The organism is Almyronema sp. (genome assembly GCF_052168255.1).
Lineage (GTDB): Bacteria > Cyanobacteriota > Cyanobacteriia > Phormidesmidales > Phormidesmidaceae > Sphaerothrix > Sphaerothrix epifaneia.
Genome location: NZ_JBQLZL010000100.1, coordinates 57,377 through 79,232 on the forward strand (window position 1 = coordinate 57,377; position 21,856 = coordinate 79,232).

Annotated in this window: 17 protein-coding genes; 7 read left to right on the forward strand and 10 right to left on the reverse strand. The window is 48.9% G+C overall.

Annotation, left to right across the window (positions count from 1 at the left end):
* The first annotated feature begins 41 nt into the window (after positions 1-41).
* From ACTS3T_RS20980 to ACTS3T_RS20990, 3 genes are all read left to right on the forward strand, one after another.
* On the forward strand, positions 42-656 hold the full coding sequence (locus ACTS3T_RS20980) for a hypothetical protein (RefSeq protein ID WP_462935598.1): 615 nt from the start codon (positions 42-44) through the stop codon (positions 654-656).
* Positions 657-687: 31 nt separating this feature from the next.
* Positions 688-2,001, forward strand: coding sequence for a bifunctional folylpolyglutamate synthase/dihydrofolate synthase (locus tag ACTS3T_RS20985; protein WP_462935599.1), 1,314 nt, complete (start codon positions 688-690; stop codon positions 1,999-2,001).
* A gap of 249 nt (positions 2,002-2,250) precedes the next feature.
* Positions 2,251-2,640, forward strand: coding sequence for a RidA family protein (locus ACTS3T_RS20990; RefSeq protein WP_462935600.1), 390 nt, complete (start codon positions 2,251-2,253; stop codon positions 2,638-2,640).
* Positions 2,641-2,690: 50 nt separating this feature from the next.
* Here the strand turns inward: ACTS3T_RS20990 and rsgA are convergent, their stop codons facing one another.
* The 5 genes from rsgA to grpE all read right to left on the reverse strand — a co-directional run bounded on the left by rsgA (position 2,691) and on the right by grpE (position 8,260).
* Entirely contained in the window at positions 2,691-3,821 is a 1,131-nt protein-coding gene (gene rsgA, locus ACTS3T_RS20995) for a small ribosomal subunit biogenesis GTPase RsgA (protein ID WP_462935601.1), read from the reverse strand.
* Positions 3,822-3,846: 25 nt separating this feature from the next.
* Entirely contained in the window at positions 3,847-4,110 is a 264-nt protein-coding gene (locus tag ACTS3T_RS21000) for a sulfurtransferase TusA family protein (RefSeq protein ID WP_462935602.1), read from the reverse strand.
* The gene (dnaJ, locus tag ACTS3T_RS21005; protein WP_462935603.1) at positions 4,107-5,231 is read right to left on the reverse strand and encodes a molecular chaperone DnaJ; all 1,125 of its coding nucleotides are present in this window, start codon (positions 5,229-5,231) and stop codon (positions 4,107-4,109) included. Before dnaJ ends, ACTS3T_RS21000 begins: the two co-directional genes overlap by 4 nt.
* Positions 5,232-5,319: 88 nt before the next feature.
* Positions 5,320-7,290 carry a molecular chaperone DnaK gene (gene dnaK / locus ACTS3T_RS21010; protein WP_462935604.1) on the reverse strand — a complete coding sequence of 657 codons (1,971 nt, stop codon included), beginning with the start codon at positions 7,288-7,290 and terminating at the stop codon, positions 5,320-5,322.
* A gap of 247 nt (positions 7,291-7,537) precedes the next feature.
* Positions 7,538-8,260, reverse strand: a complete 723-nt coding sequence (gene grpE, locus ACTS3T_RS21015) for a nucleotide exchange factor GrpE (protein ID WP_462935605.1) — start codon at positions 8,258-8,260, stop codon at positions 7,538-7,540.
* A 416-nt stretch (positions 8,261-8,676) separates the two neighbouring features.
* On the opposite strand from grpE, the gene ACTS3T_RS21020 reads away from it, so the two are divergent.
* The 3 genes from ACTS3T_RS21020 to ACTS3T_RS21030 all read left to right on the forward strand — a co-directional run bounded on the left by ACTS3T_RS21020 (position 8,677) and on the right by ACTS3T_RS21030 (position 13,485).
* Positions 8,677-10,680, forward strand: coding sequence for a GspE/PulE family protein (locus tag ACTS3T_RS21020; protein ID WP_462935606.1), 2,004 nt, complete (start codon positions 8,677-8,679; stop codon positions 10,678-10,680).
* Between the two features lie 143 nt (positions 10,681-10,823).
* On the forward strand, positions 10,824-11,951 hold the full coding sequence (locus ACTS3T_RS21025; protein WP_462935607.1) for a type IV pilus twitching motility protein PilT: 1,128 nt from the start codon (positions 10,824-10,826) through the stop codon (positions 11,949-11,951).
* A gap of 313 nt (positions 11,952-12,264) precedes the next feature.
* Positions 12,265-13,485 carry a type II secretion system F family protein gene (locus ACTS3T_RS21030; protein ID WP_462935608.1) on the forward strand — a complete coding sequence of 407 codons (1,221 nt, stop codon included), beginning with the start codon at positions 12,265-12,267 and terminating at the stop codon, positions 13,483-13,485.
* A 261-nt stretch (positions 13,486-13,746) separates the two neighbouring features.
* Here ACTS3T_RS21030 and ACTS3T_RS21035 read toward each other — a convergent pair whose 3' ends face one another.
* The 5 genes from ACTS3T_RS21035 to ACTS3T_RS21055 all read right to left on the reverse strand — a co-directional run bounded on the left by ACTS3T_RS21035 (position 13,747) and on the right by ACTS3T_RS21055 (position 19,310).
* Positions 13,747-15,495, reverse strand: coding sequence for an ABC transporter ATP-binding protein (locus ACTS3T_RS21035; RefSeq protein ID WP_462935658.1), 1,749 nt, complete (start codon positions 15,493-15,495; stop codon positions 13,747-13,749).
* An 88-nt stretch (positions 15,496-15,583) separates the two neighbouring features.
* Positions 15,584-16,690, reverse strand: coding sequence for a YdcF family protein (locus ACTS3T_RS21040; protein WP_462935609.1), 1,107 nt, complete (start codon positions 16,688-16,690; stop codon positions 15,584-15,586).
* A gap of 171 nt (positions 16,691-16,861) precedes the next feature.
* Complete coding sequence (locus tag ACTS3T_RS21045) at positions 16,862-17,812, reverse strand: DUF1517 domain-containing protein (protein WP_462935610.1); 951 nt, start codon at positions 17,810-17,812, stop codon at positions 16,862-16,864.
* Between the two features lie 172 nt (positions 17,813-17,984).
* On the reverse strand, positions 17,985-18,212 hold the full coding sequence (gene thiS, locus ACTS3T_RS21050) for a sulfur carrier protein ThiS (protein ID WP_462935611.1): 228 nt from the start codon (positions 18,210-18,212) through the stop codon (positions 17,985-17,987).
* Between the two features lie 3 nt (positions 18,213-18,215).
* Positions 18,216-19,310 (reverse strand): thiamine phosphate synthase, encoded by a 1,095-nt coding sequence (locus ACTS3T_RS21055; protein ID WP_462935612.1) that lies wholly within the window; start codon positions 19,308-19,310, stop codon positions 18,216-18,218.
* A 254-nt stretch (positions 19,311-19,564) separates the two neighbouring features.
* Here ACTS3T_RS21055 and ACTS3T_RS21060 point away from each other — a divergent pair, with 254 nt between their 5' ends.
* Positions 19,565-21,856, forward strand: coding sequence for a DUF1565 domain-containing protein (locus tag ACTS3T_RS21060; RefSeq protein ID WP_462935613.1), 2,292 nt, complete (start codon positions 19,565-19,567; stop codon positions 21,854-21,856).

Here is a 21,856-nt window from a genome sequence, read left to right on the forward strand (position 1 = left end):
TAAATAGGTTGGCTAGGCTCTGAAGGGTTGATAAGCAGACAATGGTAGATCCAGAAAATCGGCTCCTATATGGCATAGGGCTGTTTGTCTTACTATTGTTGATCTATCTGATTGTTAAAACGCTACTGCCTTGGTTGATAGTAGCCGGATTGAGCGTGGGAGTTTTTTGGACATGGCGACAGTGGCGATCGCAGATGCGGACGGAAGAAAGTCAGCTTAACCAAATTTTTTACGACCTGCTGCGCCAACATCAGGGGCGCATTAGCGCGTTGGACTTTGCCATGTCTGCTAACTTAAGTCCCCAAAAAGCTAAAGCCTATCTCAACATTCGCGCTAGAGAATTTTCGGCGCTATTTGAGCCGACAGACTATGGGGACGTCCTTTACCGCTTTTACAGCCTGACGATGCCACCACCCACCGTTTCCCAACCATCTACCCCGATTCAGGCAACGCCTATGTTTCTCGCCCCTGATCTGGAGTCGGCACTGTCGCCAGCCGCTTTGGCTGATCGCTTTAACCTTTCCGTTGAAGTCATTCAGCGGCGTAAGCAGGCTCCCGACTTTCTCGATTGGTCTAAGCTGCAAGATCCAGAAAGTATTGCTTGGCGCTACTCTAGCAGCGATCGCTGTTTTTACCCCGTTAAGGCTTTAGAGTAGGCTGTCTATGAGCAATTTAAAAAAGCCAACGATGGCAGATTCACCTCCAAGCGCTGGTGTAGCTGACCTTGATCAAATGCTAGAGCGCTTTGCCCGTTTCGGGGTTCACTTGGGCTTAGAGCGCATTCATCAGTTGCTCAGGCATTTAGGCCATCCTCAGAAGCAAGTGCCGATCATTCATGTGGCAGGCACTAACGGTAAAGGTTCGGTGTGTGCTTATCTCTCAGCCATCCTAACGCAGGCGGGCTACCGAGTTGGACGCTACACTTCGCCGCATTTGGTGAGCTGGTGTGAGCGTATTTGTATCAATGACCAGCCCATTGCAGCCGCAACCCTGCGATCGCGTTTAGAAACCGTCATTGCTGCTATTGATCCGAATGAATCTAGTCCAACCCAGTTTGAAGTATTTACAGCAGCAGCGTGGCTGCATTTTGCGGCAGAAGCGGTAGACATTGCTGTAATTGAAGTGGGTTTGGGAGGCCGCTTGGATGCAACTAATGTGTGCGATCGCCCGCTGGTTAGCGTTATTACACCCATCAGCAAAGAGCATTGGCAACGGCTAGGGCCAACCGTTGCTGACATTGCCAAAGAAAAAGCAGGCATTTTGAAAGCTAACTGTCCGGCTGTCATCGCCCCGCAGCCCGCAGCCGTTAAAGCCGTCATTCAACAGCGGCTAGAAAGCTTAAACTCTACCGCCCTCTGGCCCCAACCTTCTCAAAATCTAGGGGATGGTTTAGCCCGATACACAGCGGCTCAATACTCAATTGAGTATCCTTTAGTTTTGCTAGGACAGCATCAACTGATCAATTCAGCTTTGGCGATCGCAGCTTTAACCCTTCTTCAAGAACAAGGCTGGCAAATTTCCCCTGCTGCTATTCGCCAGGGAATGGCTCAAGTTCGCTGGCCCGGACGGCTCCAGTGGATCAACTGGATAGATCAAACAGGCAAAGGGCACAAATTACTCATCGATGGTGCTCACAATCCGGCAGCAGCTACTGCACTGCGGCAATATGTTGATCAAACTTTAGCCAAACAAAAGGCTGGCCAGGTTACTTGGGTAATGGGGATGCTGGCGACAAAGGATCATGCCGATATTTTTGCGGCGCTGCTGCGTTCGGGTGATCGCCTTTACTTGGTACCTGTTCCAGGTCACCTAACAGCAGATCCCCTAGAACTGGCCGAACTCGCTCAGTCTATCTGTCCCGGCTTATCGCTTTGCCAAACCTGTTTGGATGTGACTACCGCGCTTCAAGCTGCCACCGCTGTCTCAGGTTTCAACGTACTCTGTGGTTCTCTCTATCTGATTGGTGATTTTTTTGAGAAACAGAATGACGTACGCTTTTAGCCTGACTTGTGCTTGCCGAAGCCTTGCTAAGCAAGTTCGTCCTCAGCCTATTGTCTAGACCGCTGACTGTAAGCTGCCGAAATGAAAAGTCTCACCGTAGCCCGTTAATGAGCTTGAAGAGGCGATCGCTTTTGGTCAGAGTTTAGCTAGGCTAGCCGGAGACAGCGGAGGCAGGGCGTCAGCCCACAGAAGGATTTCAGCGCTTTCTGATAGGGTAATAAACAACCTTTCTTTGAATTCCTAACGATCATGCTTGAGTTTCTTACGCTTTCAGATCAGCTTCCTCCAGTTGCTCCCTACTCTCATGCCGTCAAAGCAGGTGACTTTTTGTTTGTTACTGGGCAGCTAGCCGAAGACCCGGAAACCGGAGAAGTGATCAAAAGTTCTATTGAAGAACAAACCCGACGTGTCATGGAAAATCTCAAGCTGGTTTTGGCCAAAGCAGAAACAGACTTTACCCAAGTGGTGATGGCTCGGATTTTTATTACTGATTTTCGTTACTACGAGGCTGTCAATCAAATTTATGCTGCTTACTTCACACCAGGTAGCTTTCCGGGACGTACAACGGTAGGCGTTTTGGGTTTAGCTGGCTTCGGGGATGTAGAAATTGATTTGATTGCTTACTGCGGCAAAGGGTAGTTGAGGCAAGTTTGAACCCCCTTGGGAAACGACCCCAAACCAGCTAGTGCCTAATCTTCTAAAGCGATTTCCTCTAAATCTTCTAAATTGTTGGTTGTGTCCGTTAGCTCTAGACACAGATCTTGAAGGGTCTGATTTTGGCTGCGGCGAGATTGACGACGGTACTTTTTAGCTTGTAGTTTAGGCTCTTCCTGAATCCCTGACTCTGTGGTTTTGAACTTAGTGGTGGATTCACTGTCAGATTGTTGTTCCAGGTAGGCTTGCTGGGCGATCGCCTCTTCAAGCATTGAGAGGTAATAGGGGTAGCGCTCCCAATCTCCTCGAACGATACAACCAGGTTCATCCCGATGTAGGCAATTGCTAAATTGACATTTTTTTTGCTGCAAGTACTGCTGAATTTCAGGAAAAAACTGGGATAGCTGTTCAGGATGACAGGTAATATCGGGTTGGTTAAACCCAGGGGTGTCTGCCACTAACCCGCCAGTCGGCAACTCAAAAAGTTCTACATGCCGGGTGGTGTGCCGACCTCGCCCTAACTTTCCAGAAACTTGACTAGTCCGTAGATCGAGCTGAGGCACAAGCTGATTAATCAAACTCGACTTACCCACCCCTGAAGGCCCAGAAATAATCGTGACTTTGTCTTGTAGCGGCACTTGCAGATCAGACAAAACCGTCCTAGCCTGAGCGCTGGTTAGAATTGGCCGATAGCCCCACGTTTGCAAACGATCGCTCCAGTTTTGTTGAATCTCAGTAGATACAAGGTCACATTTGTTTAAGCAAACACAAACCGCCATTCCAGTTGACTCAGCTTTTACCAAAAAGCGGCTGAGCTGGTAAGGCTCAGGTTCAGGTTCGGCTAAAGCAAAAACCAACAAAATCTGATTGGCATTAGCAACGGGAGGACGATCTAAAAACGTCTGTCGGGTTGCAATTGCTGCGATCGCCCCACGTCCCCCTTCCCAATCAGGCTCTTCAATACGAACGCGATCGCCGACAATTACCCGTTGCCCCATCTTCTTTAGGCGTGCTCGTCGAGTGCATAAGAGCTGAGTAATGCCCGCAACTGGGGAACCGTCAGTAACAACAGCAGAATCAAGCTTGACAAAATAAAAATTAGCTTGAACAGCTAACACAGTCCCCCAAAGCTGGTCTTTAGCTTGGTGAAAAGCAGTTAATTCCAAGCTCTGCTTGCATGGTTCCACAGATTTAAGGCTTGCGCACTTGGACGACAAAATAGTCATCCTGTGGATGCAACTGTTCAACCTGATAGCCTTCCATAATCAGGCTGTCGGGGACTTGTTCAATTGGTTCGCCTGCATCTAGCCAAACTTCTAGTAGCGAACCTGAGGCCATACGCTCTAGCTTTAGCTTCGTTCGCACAAAGTTCAGGGGGCAAGGGGTACCTCGCAAATCAAGCTGAGCTTCAGGCTGCTGAGCAGGCTGTTGAGTTGCTGATCTGGGCTGATTCATCCGCGAAATAAGCCCCCCAAAAAGCCTTCAATGCCGCCTTTGCCAATGCGATCGCCTCTTACCTCTACTAGCTTTTCTAAGAGTTCGCGTTCTTCCGTCTTGAGCTTTGTCGGAATTTCTATCAGCACCGTTAGAAGATGATCGCCTCGGCTCACGGGATTCCCCAATCGAGGAACGCCATGCTTCTCTAAGGTCAAAACTGTATTGGGCTGAGTACCAGCCGGAATCTGCACCTCTACCGGGCCATCAACCGTATCAACATCTAACCGACAACCTAAAATAGCTTGCAAATAGCTAATCTTTAGATCTGAGAGTATGTTAATACCGTCTCGCTTAAATTCAGCATGCTCGTTAACGAACAAGTAAACGTAGAGATCACCGGGCGGGCCATTACGACGTCCGGCATCCCCTTCCCCCGAAACCCGTAGGCGCGTACCATTATCAACCCCAGCAGGTACAGTAATCTTAAGCTTCTTAGCTTCCTGCTTTTGGCCACTACCGCCACAGACTTCGCATTTCTCTTCAACCATCTCACCCGTGCCATTGCAAGTTGGGCAAGTAGACACTTGGGTAAAACTGCCAAATGGCGTGCGAGTAGCTCGTCTGACTTGGCCTGCACCGTTACAGGTAGAACAGGTGCGTGGACGAGTACCGGGTCTAGCTCCAGACCCACTACAGTTTGAGCAGGTTTCAAGGTGGCTAATCTTGATTTCTTTTTCACCACCAAAAATGGCTTCTTCAAAGTCAAGCTTGAGATCTAAGCGAAGATCGTCACCACGCACTGGCCCGCGCCGCCGTGTACCCTGTCCCGCTCCTCCCGCAAAACCGCTAAAAAAGCTTTCAAAGATATCGGCAAAGCCGCCCATATCGGAAAAATCTTGAAAGCCAGCAGCACCCGCACCGCTAACGCCTGCTTCACCAAAGCGATCGTAACGGGCCCGCGTTTCAGGCTCAGAAAGCACTTCATAGGCGCGGTTGATTTCCTTGAAGCGCTCTTCAGCCCCTTCCTCTTTATTAACGTCAGGGTGATACTTGCGAGCTAAACGCCGATAGGCGCGCTTCAGCTCATCTTGATCCGCACTCCTTGAGACACCGAGGATTTCATAGTAATCACGAGCCATAAAGCGCTGCTGGAGATGTTAAACTTGGACACTTTAAACATTCTAAAGACAGATGATAGTCTATGACTACTGCGTCTGATCATCAGAATTACTCAATCGGCTCATAATCGGCGGCTACCGTTGGCTGATCGTCAAACTCAAGGTTATCCATATCGGCGATCGCGGTGTCCTGTTCAAACTCAGGCGAACCTACAGTTTCGTCAATATTCCCGTGGCTGACTTCTGGGTAAGTTCCTTCCTCGAAATCGTCAGTTTGCTGATATAGGGTGGCTCCGATCGTAAATAGAGTTTGCTGCAAAGCGTCTAATCTTAGCTTAAACTCATCGGGCGTAATGGAGCGATCGCTCATCGCAGCCCTCAATTCAGCCGCTTTTTCGACCGCTTCCGCTTTTACCTCTTCAGCAATAATGTCAGCATTATCGCGCAGCGTTGCCTCATAGCTATAAAACAGATTGTCAGCTCGGTTCTTCAGCTCAGCCAGCAGCTTCCTTTGAGTATCTTCGTCTGCAAATAACTCTGCCTCTCGCCGCATCCGTTCGACTTCGTCAGAATTCAACCCCCCTGTGCTAGTAATGCGGATACTTTGTTCTCGCCCGGTGCCTTTATCTCTAGCAGATACTTGCAGAATTCCATCAGCATCAATTTCGAAAGAAACTTCGATTTGAGGGACACCTCTAGGCGCGGGCGGAATGCCAGTTAACTGAAACTTACCTAAACTCTTATTGTCCTTGGCCATAGCCCGTTCCCCTTGGAGAACGTGAACTTCTACCGAAGTTTGGCCATCAGTTGCTGTAGAGAAAACTTGGGTCTTGCTAGTCGGAATGGTGGTATTTCTTTCAATAACTTTTGTGAAAACCTCACCCAGGGTTTCAATCCCCAATGACAGTGGCGTCACATCCAGCAAGAGCAGATCTTTAACCTCACCCCCCAAAACGCCAGCCTGAATCGCTGCACCCAAAGCTACCGCTTCGTCTGGGTTAACAGAGCGATCAGGAGCCTTACCATTGAAGTAACGACCGATGGCCTCCTGGACAGCCGGAATACGGGTAGAACCTCCAACCAAAATAATGCGATCAATTTCGTCTGGTGATAGCCCTGAATCCTTAATGGCTTGTGTAACAGGTTCTAACGTAGCTTCTACCAAAGAACGGGCAAGTTCTTCAAATTGAGAACGTGACAACTCCATTTCAAGGTGTTTTGGCCCAGAATCATCCGCCGTGATAAAGGGTAAGTTTATCGGGGTTGTCATCATGTTAGATAACTCAATTTTGGCCTTTTCAGCAGCTTCCCGTAGTCGCTGCAAAGCCATCCGATCGGCAGATAGATCGATCCCCTCTTGCTCCCGAAAATTCTTGATCATCCAAGTAACGATGCAGTCATCGAAATCGTCGCCGCCTAGGTGGTTGTTTCCCGAAGTGGCTTTAACTTCAAATACACCGTCCCCTAGCTGCAGAATAGAAACATCAAACGTGCCGCCGCCTAAATCAAAGACGAGAACTGTCTGATCTTGATCCTGTTTGTCTAAACCATAGGAGAGAGAGGCCGCCGTGGGTTCATTAATGATCCTCAAAACTTCTAAACCCGAAATCGTACCAGCATCCTTAGTTGCCTGACGTTGCGCATCAGTAAAATAAGCAGGTACGGTAATAACGGCCTGTGTTACTTCTTCACCCAAGTAAGCTTCTGCATCTTGCTTGAGCTTTTGCAAAATCATTGCTGAAACTTCTTGAGGGGTGTAGTTCTTGCCTCGGATGGTGACATCAACAGTACTATCGCGCCCCTTAGCACAAACATAGGGGACACGGGAGCGCTCTTCTTCTGTATCATCCCAACGACGGCCAATAAAGCGTTTAATACTGTAGACCGTATTTTCTGCGTTTGTGACGGCTTGACGCTTTGCCAACTGACCAACTAACCGCTCTCCGGCCTTACCGAAACCAACAATACTAGGCGTTGTCCGCCCCCCTTCCGTGTTGGTGATCACAGTCGGCTTGCCGCCTTCTAACACGGCAACGCAGCTGTTAGTTGTACCTAGGTCGATGCCAATTACTTTTCCCATAGCTTGTGGCTAATTTGCTGTGAAAGACAGGTGGAGGTGCTGCTAATCAAACTTAGCTCATACACCAGGGAAAGGAAGAATAGTTTGCGAAAAACAAGTCCATCTATACAATTGCCTTTTAAATCTAAAGTCTTGATTACGCTAGACGTCAGAAACTGACAGCGCTGAGATTGAGCTTTATCTTAATCAGACGGTAAGATCGACCCTTTTTCTGCAACAGACTCGCACCCACAAATGATTGCCAATATTAATCAGCTTCTTCACTTGAATTTTCTCCCGAGGGTATCACGCCCTCAGCGGGTGCAGCAACTTTCACCATGGCATGGCGTAAAACGCGATCGCCTAAAAGATACCCTCTAACGAGTTCTTCCATAACAGTATCTTCAGGATATTCTGCACTGGGTTCTCGCATGACTGCCTCATGCAGGTTGGGATCAAACGCTTGACCCTCTGCCCGCATAGGCGAAACCCCCACTCGCTTTAAGCAGTCAACCAGTTGTTTATAAACACTTTGGTAGCTTTTGTGAATAGACATTTCCTGATCGGTTTGAGGCTTGATCTGAGATCTCGCCCGCTCAAAGTTATCTACGACAGGTAGCAACTCACTGATAGCTGAGCATTTTATTTGAACTTCGGCTTCTTCCCGCTGTTTGCTGGTGCGCTTACGAAAATTTTCGAAATCGGCAGCAATCCGCATATATTGGCTCGTTCTGTCTTCCACTTGTGCTTTGAGAGCTACAATTTGGCGCTCTAAATCGGCAACCCGTTCAGGTGTCTCATTTTGTGACTCAGGCTCTGTTACTGCCTGCTCACTACCCGGTGCTGCTGCTGTCTCGCCTTCAGCAGCGGTCTGAAAATTCTCTTCAAAGTCAATTTCCACAGCAGCATCCGCTTCAGTTAGCTCTTCAAAATCAGAAGTGCCTGAAGTAGCCTCTGGTGAGTTGTCCATTTGATTAGCTTCGTCAACCATTACACTTGCGACCCGATTTCAACAAAAACCTAGATTATTGACCTACTAAGGTTCACTGTAGAGGATTCAACCCGATCAAAATCTATCATGGGGTTGGGTTTAGACCTTATCCCCTGACAGCCTAATAATTTAATATTACGTCCTGAAGCTAGATACGGGAGGGTTTGAGTGTACTTAGTAGCACTTGAGTCAGCCAAATATGACAGCTCACTACTGGCCAATGCCACCTTAGCGCTTTATCAAGGAAGAGACACAAATTTTGTTGAAGCTTCTAGGGAGAGGCTATCATCTTTGAAATGGGAGATGTCGATGTCCCTTGAACTGCCTGCATTCGCATTCACTGACTGCTTGTTCGCGTCCTGTAATTCTGTCTCACCTTACGGGCATACTGTGTTAACGATCTTTCTCCATCAGCTATGACTAACTCTTCTTCACAGCGGCGTGCGCTCGTTCTGCAACGAAGTTTTTCTCCCTTCAGCAACAAGCTGGTTCAAGCAGGTTATGTAGACGGTGAGCAAATGCAGCAGGCTCTGGCAGAAAGTCGTAAGTCAGGGCGAGCGCTTACCGACATTCTCGAGTCTATGACCGGGCAGCAGCTTTCCCCAGAGCTACTGCGCCAGTACAAGAAGCAACAACTGTTTGAGCTAAAGATTCTATATGGGGTCGAGTCGTTAGACCCTGAGCTTAGCAGCGTTTCTAGCACGCAAGTAAGTCAGCTTATCCATGAGTTGATTCCGGTAGATATCTGTCGGCGGCATCGCTTAATTCCTCTATCAACCGAAGAAGATGAACCACCAACTGTTTTGGTGGCAATGGTTGATCCGGAAAATTTAGAGGCTCAAGACGATCTCAATCGTATCCTGCGCCCCAAAGGCTTTCGTCTACGCCGCCGAGTGATCACAGTCGATGACTTTCAGCGACTACTGAATTCTTTTTTGGATGAGCAAGTCGCCTTAGAGAAGAAGAAAGACTTCGAAAAGTCAGTTGATGTTAGATCTGATTTAGAAGATCTTGACTTGGGCGATTTGCAAGATGCGCCCGATGAAGAAGCTGATTTGAGTGTTGCTCTAGAAGATGCAGGGGCAGCGCCTGTTATTGCTTTGGTCAACAAAATTTTGGTCAAAGCTTTGCAAGAAGAGGTTTCAGACATCCATATTGAACCTCAAGAAGATTTTCTAAGGATTCGCTTTCGTAAGGATGGCGTTCTGCGGCCCGCTTTTCCGCAAAACTTTCCCAAAAAGATCGTTCCAGCGGTTACAGCTCGCTTCAAAATTATTGCTGAGCTAGATATTGCAGAACGGCGCGTACCTCAAGATGGACGTATCCGGCGTATTTTCCAGAACCGTAAGGTAGATTTTCGCGTTAGTACGTTACCGAGTCGCTATGGCGAAAAAGTAGTTCTGCGGATCTTAGATAATGCTTCGACTCAGCTTGGCTTAGATAAGCTGATTACCGATGCAGATACGCTGAAGACCGTTCAGGAAATGGCAGCTCGTCCCTATGGTCTGATTTTAGTTACGGGGCCTACAGGTTCGGGTAAGACCACAACGCTCTATTCTATGTTGTCAGAGCGCAATGATCCGGGCGTCAATATTAGTACGGCTGAAGACCCGATTGAGTATACGCTGCCTGGGATTACGCAGGTACAAGTATTACGCGAGAAAGGCATGGTTTTTGCCTCTATCCTCCGAGCTTTTCTGCGGCAAGATCCAGACGTTATTCTGGTAGGAGAAACTCGCGATCCAGAAACAGCTAAGACTGCTATTGAAGCAGCTTTGACAGGTCACCTGGTACTAACAACGCTACATACCAATGACGCTGCAGGTGCGATCGCCCGTTTAGATGAAATGGGCGTTGAACCTTTTCAGATATCCAGTTCCTTAATTGGGGTTTTGGCTCAACGATTGATGCGCCGGGTGTGTTCCGAATGTCGCATCGCCTACAATCCTGGGCAAGAAGAACTTGCTCGGTTTGGTTTGACCTCCTCTGGAGATATGGATATCACTTTTTACAAGGCTAAGACCCTAACTCCTGAAAGTTTAGAAGCGGAGCGATCAGCTGGTACGCTTTGCTCTATCTGTCAAGGAAGTGGATACAAGGGCCGAGTCGGGGTCTACGAAGTGATGCGCATTACCGAAAATCTACAGGCACTTATTTCTGAAGGTGCTCCTACCGAGCGCATTAAAGAAAGTGCGGTTGAAGAAGGTATGCAAACGCTGTTAGCCTATAGTCTTAATCTTGTGCGGGAAGGGCATACCACCTTAGAGGAAGTCGAGCGGGTGACCTTCACTGATACGGGATTAGAAGCAGAACTCAAGGCAAGGCGTAAGACTTCACTAACCTGTAGTAGCTGTGGTGCGGGTCTAAAACAAGAGTGGTTAGACTGTCCCTATTGCTTAACACCCCGTTTCCATAGCTGATGTGTGGCAGCCTTGAAGCATCGCTCCGGCTTAAATCTTACATTTTCGTTGTCCAGTCAATAGTTTGATAGCAGCATAACGGTTACTATCGCAACCAATAGGCCCAGTCAATTCGTTACTGAAAGAATATTTGAGGTAGACCTATGGAACTGATGATCGAAGACTTAATGGAAGAAGTAGTTGAGAGAGGCGGATCTGACCTACACCTCTCGGCAGGTCTACCTCCTTACATCCGCATCAGTGGTCATCTAACGCCCACCGAGCATCCGCCGATGTCGTCAGAGCAATGTCAGCGGCTCATTTTCAGCATGCTCAACAATACGCAGCGTAAACAGCTAGAGCAAACCTGGGAATTAGATTGTTCGTATGGTGTCAAGGGATTGGCTCGATTTCGAGTCAATGTTTACAAAGATCGTGGCACTTATGCAGCCTGTTTACGAGCTTTGAGTTCCAAAATTCCCAGCATGGATCTTTTGGGTTTGCCTAATATTGTGCGAGAACTCTCGGAAAAGCCAAGAGGATTGATCTTGGTGACGGGGCCAACTGGATCAGGCAAATCAACCACCCTGGCGTCAATGATTAACAACATTAATTTGACGCGGGCAGAACATATTCTGACCATTGAAGATCCGATTGAGTTTGTGTATGAACCGATTAAAAGTCTCATCCACCAGCGGCAAATTGGAGAAGACACCAAAAGTTTTGCCAATGCGTTGAGAGCTGCTTTACGAGAAGATCCCGACGTGATTCTAGTCGGTGAAATGCGAGACTTAGAAACGATTTCTCTGGCTATCTCTGCCGCTGAAACTGGACACTTAGTTTTTGGTACGCTGCATACCAGTTCCGCTGCTCAAACCGTAGACCGTATGGTAGACGTTTTCCCCCCTGAACAACAGCAGCAAGTTCGTGTGCAGCTTTCTAACTCGTTGGTAGCTGTATTAAGTCAAACGCTGGTAGCCAAACAAAACCCTAAGCCCGGAGAGTTTGGTCGGATGATGGCTCAGGAAATTATGATCGCAACACCCGCGATCGCCAACTTAATTCGTGAAGGCAAAACAGCTCAAATTTATAGCGCCATCCAAACAGGCGGTAAGGTAGGCATGCAAACCCTGGAAAAGGTTTTGGCTGATCTTTACAAAGCAGGTTCTATATCCTTCGAATCTGCAATGGCCAAGTCTTCACGAACTGATGAGCTACAACGACTAATTGGCAGTGCCCCTACAACAACAGCAAGTACAACAGCGAAACAAGGCGCGTATGCGCGTCGCTAGTTAAACGAAGGGGATTAGCAGGTTTGAGTAAAATTGTTGAATAAACATTAGAGTGACAGAGTAGACACTAGCAGCTAGCAGACTTTTAGTTCACAGCGTTACGTTTCAACTCTGTCTCTTTTATTTTGCTCAAACAGACTAGCAAGGGTCGTTGTCACAGATTATGTACGCCATAGAAGTTTAAAAAAAATTGTGATAGGTTGACAGAACAAATTCGCTGTCAATTGACAGGGTGCTAATCTAGAGTCGCTTCGGGCCATGCTGCCTTTGGAGCAAAAGTTGTCCACAACAGCTTACGGAATTTTCAATTGCTATGCCTACCTACGTTGCTACGGGTCGTGATGCTGCTGGACGCGATCGGCGCGAAAAAGTAGCTGCAGGAACGCCAAACGAAGCTCGGAATTTACTCAAAGAACGGGGTCTCTTCATCCAAGAAATTCGAGAAGAGCGAGGCATTAATATAGATTTTGAGAGTTTAAAGACTTCACTCACTAGCGTTAGCGTTAAGGACAAAGCTATTTTTTCGCGACAGTTTGCAGCCTTGGTTAATGCTGGGGTTGCCCTAGTCAGAGGACTCGGCGTACTCGCAGAAGAATGCCCCAACCCCAAACTCAAAAAGTCACTGCAGGAAATTAACGCTGATGTGCAACAAGGGACAAGTTTGTCCGATGCCATGCGAAAGCATCCCCAGTGTTTTGATGACCTGTATGTTGCGCTAGTACAAGCTGGGGAAGTAGGTGGGGTACTCGATGAAGTACTCAATCGTTTAGCCAAACTGCTAGAAGACCTGAATCGATTGCAGAACCAGATTAAGTCTGCAATGGCTTATCCAGTAACAGTGGGTATTTTGGCAGTTGTGATTTTCGTCGCAATGACGGTTTTTTTGCTGCCCACATTTGCTGACATTTTTGCGCAGTTTGATGCCGAGCTGCCAATGTTTACGCAGGTTATGTTAGGCATCAGTGGTTTCTTGAGAACGCCTCTTTACGATTTCCTGTTAATTGCTGGCATTGTAGCTGCTGTTTTTATCTATCGGCAGTATTACAAAACGCCTGTGGGCCGAGAGACAATGGATCGTTTCTTCCTGAAAATGCCGTTGTTTGGTGACTTAGTTCAAAAAACTGCAACAGCTCGGTTTTGCCGAACTTTTGGTTCTCTCTCTCGCTCAGGTGTGCCAATTCTAACGGCGCTAGAAATTGTTCGAGACACGGCTGGAAATCGCGTTATTTCTAATGCAATTGACGAAGCGCGGCAAGAGATTCAAACTGGTGGCATGATCAGTTTGGCGCTGCAAAAACATCAAGTCTTTCCGGTTATGGCAATCCAAATGATCTCTATTGGAGAAGAAACAGGAGAGCTGGATCAAATGTTGATGAAGGTAGCTGACTTTTACGAAGATGAAGTTGAGCAAGCCGTTAAAGCCCTGACCAGCGTGATGGAACCGATCATGATTATTGTGTTAGGAGGCATGGTTGGCTCGATTTTGATTTCTATGTATTTGCCTATGTTCAAGATTATGGAAGTGGTGCAGTAGTTGCAAGGGGTGAAGTCAAGCAGACTAACTGGCTCCAAAAATCTTTAGAGAGCAGGTTAGCTTTGAAGTCTGGCGATCATCGCGCTTATGCCCTTGCCAGCCCCCAGTGGCGAAAGCAGTTAGCCCAAGCGGGAGTTACAGCCCTTGCCTGCTCAGCCAAAAGACGTTTGGAAAAGACGACAAAAGTAGTAGGCTCCTAGTCCGTAGCTATTAATTGGCTACGGACTCTTGGTAAAAGTTGCTAAATGTTTTTGAGACAACTTATTGTAGAACTTCTTCTAGCTGGTGCTGATTCCATAGAGATTGATAAAGTCCTGGCCGAGCAATCAAATCATCGTGGCTACCGCTTTGGACAATGCGGCCTTGATCCATCACCAGGATACGATTAGCCGTCGCAGCCGCAGACATTTGATGGGAGATAAAGATAACTGTTTTGCGTTGAGTTCCCTGCGCCAGGTTTTTTAGAATGGCAGTCGCTGTCTGATTGTCTACACTCGAGAGGGCATCGTCTAGTACTAAGATGGGTGCATCTGTCAGTAAAGCCCGAGCCAAAGCTGTTCGTTGGCGCTGCCCACCCGATAGGGTAATACCGCGTTCTCCGACAATTGTGTCGTACTGCTGAGGAAAGTTGACGATTTCGTCGTCCATTTGAGCTTGTTTGGCAGTATGCTGCACTTCGATCGCTTCTGCCAAAGGCTCACCGTAGCGAATATTATTTTTGATGGTGGTACTAAAGAGAAAGCTATCTTGAGGAACAAAGGCGATCGCTTTTCTTAAGTCAGCCAAAGCAATTTGAGTAATATCGTAGCCGTCTAGAAAGAGCTGCCCCGGCTGAATATCCAATAACCGAGGAATTGCGTTGGCTAAGGTTGATTTGCCCGAACCAATTGAGCCAACGATGGCAACCGTTTCTCCCGGCTGAATGTGGAAGTTTACAGCCTGTAAAGCGGCTTGCGTACTTCCTGGAAAGCTATAGGTAAGATTGTGGGCAACGATTTCGCCTGTGAGCGTGGGCAGATCCAAAGCAACAGACTGAGCCGCATTTTTGATTTTTGGCTTGGCATTCAGGATAGCTTCAACTCGGTCGATGCTAACCTCTCCCCTTTGATAGGCGGTAATGGTAAAACCGAGCAAAGCGGTGGGAAAAACTAAACGCTCAACATAAAGAATTAAGGCGACAAAATCACCAACGGTCAAAGCTCCACTGGCGATCGCTCCCGCTCCTGCAGCCAAAATCACCAATAGACTAATACTGGCTAAGCCCCCTAACAAGGGAAACAGGGTGTTGCGAGTTCTAGCTAGCGTTAAGTTGGCTTCTAACAGGCGTTGATTGAATTGGGCAAAAGCCTGACGTTCATTATTTTCCTGAGCATAAATTTTGATCAGGGCGATACCACTCATATCCTCTTGAATCATTTCACTCAGGTTAGAGATTTCTTGCTGAACCTGAAGTTGTTGATTGCGTAGCCGATCGCTAAAAAGCTGCACGAGTATCAGCATAATCGGGTAAACGATTAAGGCCATAACCGTCAGCCGTCCGTTGATAGTGAGCATCACCGGTAAGGTTAGCACGTAGGCAAAGAGTGTGTTGGCCAAGCTTAAAACAGCAAAGCCGACAAGACGCCGAATATTATCTACATCGCTAGTCGCTCGGCTGATCAGGTCACCAGCCGTATTGATAGAAAAATAAGCTGGCTCTAGCGTTAAGAGATGCTCAAAAATCTGCTGTTTGAGGTCAAACTCAACTTGCCGACCTACGCCGAAAATGAGGATGCGAGAACCCATGCGGATGAACCACATGACGGAGGCAAGCAGTAAAATCAGCAAGACGTAATAGAGGACTCGGTCATAGCTGAAAGTAACCTGTAGTTCGTCAATACCATCCCGAATCAGCAGAGGTATCCAGACGCCGACTACGTTAACAATCAGCAAAGCTCCGATGCCAACCGCAGTTCTTTGCCAATGAGGACGGAGGTATGTCCCAAGTTTTTGTAGTTGCGATCGCGCCATTGAACTAAACATAGAAGGAAAGCAGAGCGATCGCTCTGCCTCCTCATCCTAGACGAATTTAGCTTCAAGCGACCCTGATGGCATACTTCTAAATCTCTACCAGTTCTCCCCAACTGACATCAAAAGGCGGTAACCAATTGCGCAAGAAATAGTAAATTGAAGACAAAAATTCTTCCCAATAACGCGTTGTCAGCCTCAGGGCTTCTACACTAGGGATAATATCCTGCAACCGAGCCGCTAAGTCACCATTGCGCCCTTCACTAGAAATGTAAAAGTCCGTAGGACGCGCAACCACCTGTAAGCCTATTTTTTCAAAAGTTAAGCCTACCCGCCGCATCGTCAATGCAGGTGAGACGACCATAACGCGATTGTCTTGTGGCCTAGGGTCGTTGTCGGCATTAAATAGCTCTTGATCTTGCAAAAAGTCTCTAACGGCTTCTGCGCTGGCACGAACATTGCTGCCAGTATCTTCAATGCGAATCAGATCGGGTGGAATTCCGTTATTGGTGAGCAATTGCCGAATGGCCTGGTCTTTTTCTGCCCTTTCGTCACCATTACCGGAACGCGAACCAGCCGTCACAATAAAGAACGGCAGGTTACCTCGGTTGCGCAGGTCGCGATATAGCTCAGTTCCATAAATCAATCGAGGTACTAAGCCGACGTTAAAAGACCGTTCATTGTCCAGTTGACTAGGAAAGTCACCCGCTTGGTTAACCGTATCGGCGCTGTCTCCCAAAACGACGATGGCAATAACATCGCTGAGATTAGCGACTTCAGGAATATCAGCCGGACAAACATCTTCACAAAGCGTACGGCGATCTCGGAAAGCTTCTTGCACCGACTGTTCGGCTTGCCCTACCAGGAACCGAGCAACCAAGGGCATGCTCGCAATCAGTAAAATGGTTAGCGCTAAGGCAACTTGGTTACCATTGACTTTTTTGACGCCTTGGCTGACCGCAACGGCTAATAGGGTGATAGCTGCTCCCAAAGGCTTAAGTGGAAACGAAATAATATTCCAGATGACGGAAACGGTAGGGTCATCTGTTTCTACAAAAGATAAAACTAAGAGTGCTAAGAAAATTAGTCCCCCAAACCAGGTGAGATAGTTTCTAGGGATAAATTTCAGTAGAACGTACCAGATGATCAGGCCGACGGCTGCCCACAGCAAAATTCGAGTTAGCAGTACTAGCAACATTCCCTGTCTTCCTCTATCAGCCTTCGGTTTAGGAGGTCTGCGGTTTGTTGTAGCATGAGACTGCCCCAAAATGATCAAAAATTGCTAAGTATTTTGTGGGTTTCGGTAAAAACGCGAAGAAGCCGACGAATTCGTCGGCTTCTTCGCGTTTTCAAAGAGCTGCTTTTCAGACTAGATCAGTTTTAGGTTTGGATACTCAGCTACCAATTCATCGGTGGTTAAAGTTTCACCTGAGGCTTGGGGCGTCCACAAAACTTCAACAGCTAAGAGTTGTTCACGAGAGACAGCCCCTAATTGATTCAGCGCTTGGCGTAAATCCTGAGTGCTGCTGACCTTGGGTAAAGCAAGACTGCCTTGTACACCCACTAGTAGGGTCGCTACGATATATTCACCAGGTGCCTCAGGCAGCTTATTCGGGTCTTCTTGCCCCGGCAAGGCTGAACGAGGGGTAGCTTGTTTGAGTTGGTTGTTGACGTTTGAGAGCGTTTCTTCGGTGAATTTACTGCGTTCTGCTAAAGCAAAGCGATTGAACTCTTGTTCAGCAGAGAGCAAACGGGTTTGCTTATTGTCAGTAGCTGCATAAACCCAGTACTCAGGATGCCGTAAGAGGGAAAGCGTAGCCTCCTGTAAAACCTGAGTGAGTCCTGCGCTTGATCCGGTGTCAGCGGTTTCAGCCATTCGGTTGAGGTCAGCCTGTAGTTCACGAGCATCAGCGAGTAACCCTACTTGAATGCGGGCTACCGAAACAGCCGGATTGCTGGCTTCTTCATAGCTAGACGATTCGCTGGCGTTACGGAAACTGCGAACTAGAAAGTTAGCGATCGCGACAAATAGCAAAATGGTAAAGAGACCTCCGAAGCCCCCACCAATGCCAAAAATAGGAAACAGAAAAGGGAAGCCAAAGCCTCCTCCTGGATAGTACCCCCCGCCTGAAGGCCCACGATAGGTACGACTTGGTGGAGCATAGGGACGGCTCGGTGCTCTAAAACTGCCGCCGCCAATACGGCCACCGCCTCTAGCGGCCAGAGCGCCGCCAGCCTGACCCAACACCAAGGTGGCAATTAGGCTCAGAACCAGCAGAGACTTCAAAAATGGCTTTACAAACTTCATCAGTTTGGGCATAACGGACTACCTTTAATCAGACTTGCAAACAAGTAGCTTTTTTAAACTCAGGATGGAGCTAATTTCAACAGGCGATTGATTACTTACAATGTATCGTTTCTTGAAGCCTTGCTCGCCTTAGCTGCTGCACAATTTTAGGCGGATTCCCGCCCACAAGAGCCAGTGAAACCGGCTAACCTCCTCCAACGATGGTAACAATTTCCAGGCGATCGCCGTTTTGCATTTCAGTGGTTGACCAAAACTGGCGGTGCAAAATTTCACCATTGTATTCAACCGCTACTAATTTTGGATTTAACCCTAGCTGCGCTAACAAGGTAGGAAGACAAGTTTCAGGCGGACAGTATTTCTCTTCGCCGTTCACTTGCAGTTGAACAGGCTGGTTTTGAGCAGAATCGATCATGAGCTACACGGTTGCTTGCGGTAGGGTTTTAAGCGTTTGGCGATGATGCAACTGGGCCACAAAATATTGGGTCATCAAAGTTGGTTGCTCAGCGACCATAATTGCTCTAACGACGGCGACTCGTTCGGCTCCAGCGTCAAGGACTTCGTTGAGGTTATCGGCATTGATACCGCCAATGGCAAACCAAGGTACGCTAGCATGGGCAGCCGCATGTCTGACGTAGTCTAGGCCAGTAGCGGCTTTGTCTGGTTTCGTTGGGGTGGCATACACTGGGCCGACGCCAATGTAATCGGCTCCCTCTGCGATCGCCCGTTGCATTTCGTCGGGGTTAGTGGTTGAGCAACCAATGATACGATGAGTGCCCAAGATCTGTCTTGCAAAGGCGATAGGGAGATCTTTTTGGCCTAGATGCACACCATCCGCCTCTGCCGCTAGTGCCAAATCGACCCGATCGTTGATGATAAACAAAGCACCATATCGGTGGCAAAGATTTTTGAGTTGCTTAGCTATCTGTAGGCGATCGCTATCTCCCAGCGTTTTTTCGCGGTATTGCACGATAGCCATTCCCCCTTGCAAAGAGGCTTCTACGGTTTCTAAAAGTCGTTCATCAGGGGAGGTTACCAAATAAGATTGCGCCTGCTGTAGCCGTTGCCAGCGCTGATAACCAGCCAGGTGACTTTCCAGCGTATAAACCTGATAGCGCATTTCTTTACAGTCCTGCCCCATCTGAGAATTAATTAATTTGCCATATTCTTCTAACACTCTGAGGGCTTCTTGCGTGCGTCCAAAGTTGACCTGTAAGACTTGCTGTATGCTGGTGCGAGTCTCTTCTTGAGGGTGGCTCAGACGCGTCCCCGGATCGGCTGGCGTGTTGCGAGCCGCACGAATTTCGTCAGTATGCCAGGTGGCTAGGCGCTGACGCAGGTCTTTAATTTGCTGGGTAGCATCCGCCTGATTCAGGCCAAAACGACACCACTCCTCAATAATTCTGAGTCCTTCGCGCGCCCGATCGAGGTTGGCATCTAGAATGCGATAAATGGCTGCTTGGTTTTTAGCAATCTTGCTGTTTGTCTCGCTTTTGTCCGAAGAAGGATCCATCGTTTGGTTTGCTCCCAGCCTCAAGCGGCTGCTCTTATCCTATCAGTCAGGATAGGGTACACAATCCCTCAACGGTGCGGTTTTCTCCTCTTTTGAACCCAGGCTTCAAAACGGGGATAACATCGCCAGCATAGACATTTTTAGTTAACTTCTTTAACGTTTAGTGCATAGTTGGAGAGATCTGAGATATTAATTTGTCGAAATCCCGACGCGACTAGACAACCGCTAGCATGATGGCTATACCGCAAAGACTTTTGACTCGACTGCTTCTGTTGGGCCTCACGTGGGGACTTCTCCAGCCGCAAACCGCTGCGCAAACCGTTGGCTTAACCGCTCAGGCAAGCCCTCTTCCTGGGCAAGCCAATTTTCAGCCCGCCTCAGCCCAGGTGTCTCGCTATCAGGTGCTGCACGTGAATCCAACGGCTGGAAGCGATCGCCAGGGAACAGGGGCCCAGAGGCAACCCCTGCAAACAATCACTTATGCGCTACAGGTGGCTCAGCCCAATACGATCATTTTGCTAGCGCCAGGGCTATACAGTCAGGCGTCAGGGGAGACGTTTCCGCTGCGACTTAAGCCTGGGGTCACTATTCAAGGCGCGCCCGCTTCGGCTGGTCACACAGCAGTCATTCAAGGCGGGGGGGAATTTGTCAGTCCGGTTTTATCGCTACAAAACGTGGCCATTGTAGCTGCCGATCGCGCGGGGCTAGCCCATGTCACCGTGACCAATCCTAATGCTCAAGGCCACGGGCTTTGGATTGAAAGCGGCAGTCCAGTGATTTTAGAAAATGTTTTCGCGGGTAGTGGTCATTCGGGCATTTTTCTCGCAGGTACTGGCGCGCCTGTCATTCGCGGTAATTATTTTTATCGCAACGCGATCGCAGGCTTGGTAATCTACGGCGAAAGTCAGGCTGAAATCCATAACAATCGCTTCGAGCAGACAGGCGCGGGCATTACAGTTTCACAAAACGCTACACCGCGCATTATCGGTAACCAAATTATCCGCAACCGAGAAGGAATGGTTTTGCTGGCAGGTGCCCGACCCATTTTGCAAAATAACGATATTTCGCAGAATCGTCGCAATGGTTTGGTAGAGTTCGGAGACTCAGCCACCCTAGCAACCGCTCGCTATGCTGGCCCGGTTGAGCCAGTTGCGGCTGTCTCATCTGCCGTTAGCCCTAGTACAGCGGCAGCAAACCCTGATACTGCGACCAGGGCGATCGCAGCGACTACACCCACCAGTCCACCGACTACCTCAGCAGCGCGATCGCCCTCTCGCTTGGAGGCTAGCGCCAACCTGGAGGCTAGACCTTATCAAAACGTTATCTCTATTACCGCTAATCGCCCTCAGCCAGACAACTCGGCTGCTGCCAACGCTGCCAGCGCTGTTGATTCACCTAGCCCCACCACCGTAGACGCAACCGCTGCTCTGTCGGCTGACAGCCCCAATTCAGCCGACCCGGTAGCTACACCAAACGCAGACTCTAGCACGCCTACAGCGATCGCCCCAGCCGCAAGTTTACCCGCGCTACCGACAGTAGCCCTAGCTGCCGCTACTACCGCTCGTACCCCTCCTGAGCAATTGCCAGCGTCAGTAGCGGCAGACCCTTCGCCCGCTACGGTGTCTGCATCAACGCTAGACCTGGCAGTGGCGCCTCCTTTACCTTCGCCTCCCGCGATCGCGAACTTGTCGGCAGAGGCACCTGCCAATGCACCAGAGCCAGCCGCTAGCAATCCCGCCAGCGAGATTCTAGCCACACCCAGCCCTGCCACAGATCCGGCTGCAGAAAGCATTGAAATTAGGGTAACACCCGCTCAACTGCCAGCAGCGGCTAGCCTTACAGAAGAATTAGCCGCACCTCTCCCAGAAGCCGCGATCGCTGCAACGGGTGCGGTTGAACCAGGCATTGAAATTGCTGTTATTCCAGCGTCTAACGAACTGACAGAAATTCCAGTCACTGCTGAGTCGCAGCCAGATTGGGAACGGATTTTTGCCCGCCTTGATCACAAAGATGCTGATACGCAGTCGGCTGAAATAGCATCTCCAACGCCCGCCGATTCTGCGAACTTGCTGGTGCCTCCAGCCGCTACTCAGCCTGATGTGGTTGAATTAACGGTGATTCCCGCTGCCGCAGAACCCGAACCGCTGCCAGCTAGCCCGCCAACGCTGCCAACCGATTTGGCTCGTTTACCCGCCGTGCCTAATAGCGATTTGTTGCTGGTTCCTGGCCCTGATATTCCAATTGGCAGCGGCGGCGGTGTACCTTATGTTTTTGTATCCGCAGATCCGGGCAGCAATGCTGCTGGGCCACCGCCGCCGCCTTCTAGAGCGACAGCACTAGGCTTGTACTATCGGGTAATTGTTGAAGCGGCTGATGAAGCGACCCAAGCCCAAGTGCGATCGCTGGTACCTGACGCTTTTCGGATTCGTTATCGCGACCAAGTCATGATGCAAGCAGGCGCATTCGAAGACCAGGCAATGGCTGATGATATTGTGCAGATGCTAGCTAACAGCGGCCTGAGGGCTTGGGTAGAAAATTTGCAGTAA

What these genes read in the sequence shown, in the direction of transcription:
- ACTS3T_RS20980 (WP_462935598.1), top strand. Translation starts at nt 42, where the DNA reads ATGGTAGATCCAGAAAATCGGCTCCTATATGGCATAGGGCTGTTTGTC.
- ACTS3T_RS20985 (WP_462935599.1), top strand. Translation starts at nt 688, where the DNA reads ATGGCAGATTCACCTCCAAGCGCTGGTGTAGCTGACCTTGATCAAATG.
- ACTS3T_RS20990 (WP_462935600.1), top strand. Translation starts at nt 2,251, where the DNA reads ATGCTTGAGTTTCTTACGCTTTCAGATCAGCTTCCTCCAGTTGCTCCC.
- ACTS3T_RS21000 (WP_462935602.1), bottom strand. Translation starts at nt 4,110, where the DNA reads ATGAATCAGCCCAGATCAGCAACTCAACAGCCTGCTCAGCAGCCTGAA.
- dnaJ (WP_462935603.1), bottom strand. Translation starts at nt 5,231, where the DNA reads ATGGCTCGTGATTACTATGAAATCCTCGGTGTCTCAAGGAGTGCGGAT.
- dnaK (WP_462935604.1), bottom strand. Translation starts at nt 7,290, where the DNA reads ATGGGAAAAGTAATTGGCATCGACCTAGGTACAACTAACAGCTGCGTT.
- grpE (WP_462935605.1), bottom strand. Translation starts at nt 8,260, where the DNA reads ATGGTTGACGAAGCTAATCAAATGGACAACTCACCAGAGGCTACTTCA.
- ACTS3T_RS21020 (WP_462935606.1), top strand. Translation starts at nt 8,677, where the DNA reads ATGACTAACTCTTCTTCACAGCGGCGTGCGCTCGTTCTGCAACGAAGT.
- ACTS3T_RS21025 (WP_462935607.1), top strand. Translation starts at nt 10,824, where the DNA reads ATGGAACTGATGATCGAAGACTTAATGGAAGAAGTAGTTGAGAGAGGC.
- ACTS3T_RS21030 (WP_462935608.1), top strand. Translation starts at nt 12,265, where the DNA reads ATGCCTACCTACGTTGCTACGGGTCGTGATGCTGCTGGACGCGATCGG.
- ACTS3T_RS21035 (WP_462935658.1), bottom strand. Translation starts at nt 15,495, where the DNA reads ATGGCGCGATCGCAACTACAAAAACTTGGGACATACCTCCGTCCTCAT.
- ACTS3T_RS21040 (WP_462935609.1), bottom strand. Translation starts at nt 16,690, where the DNA reads ATGTTGCTAGTACTGCTAACTCGAATTTTGCTGTGGGCAGCCGTCGGC.
- ACTS3T_RS21045 (WP_462935610.1), bottom strand. Translation starts at nt 17,812, where the DNA reads ATGCCCAAACTGATGAAGTTTGTAAAGCCATTTTTGAAGTCTCTGCTG.
- thiS (WP_462935611.1), bottom strand. Translation starts at nt 18,212, where the DNA reads ATGATCGATTCTGCTCAAAACCAGCCTGTTCAACTGCAAGTGAACGGC.
- ACTS3T_RS21055 (WP_462935612.1), bottom strand. Translation starts at nt 19,310, where the DNA reads ATGGATCCTTCTTCGGACAAAAGCGAGACAAACAGCAAGATTGCTAAA.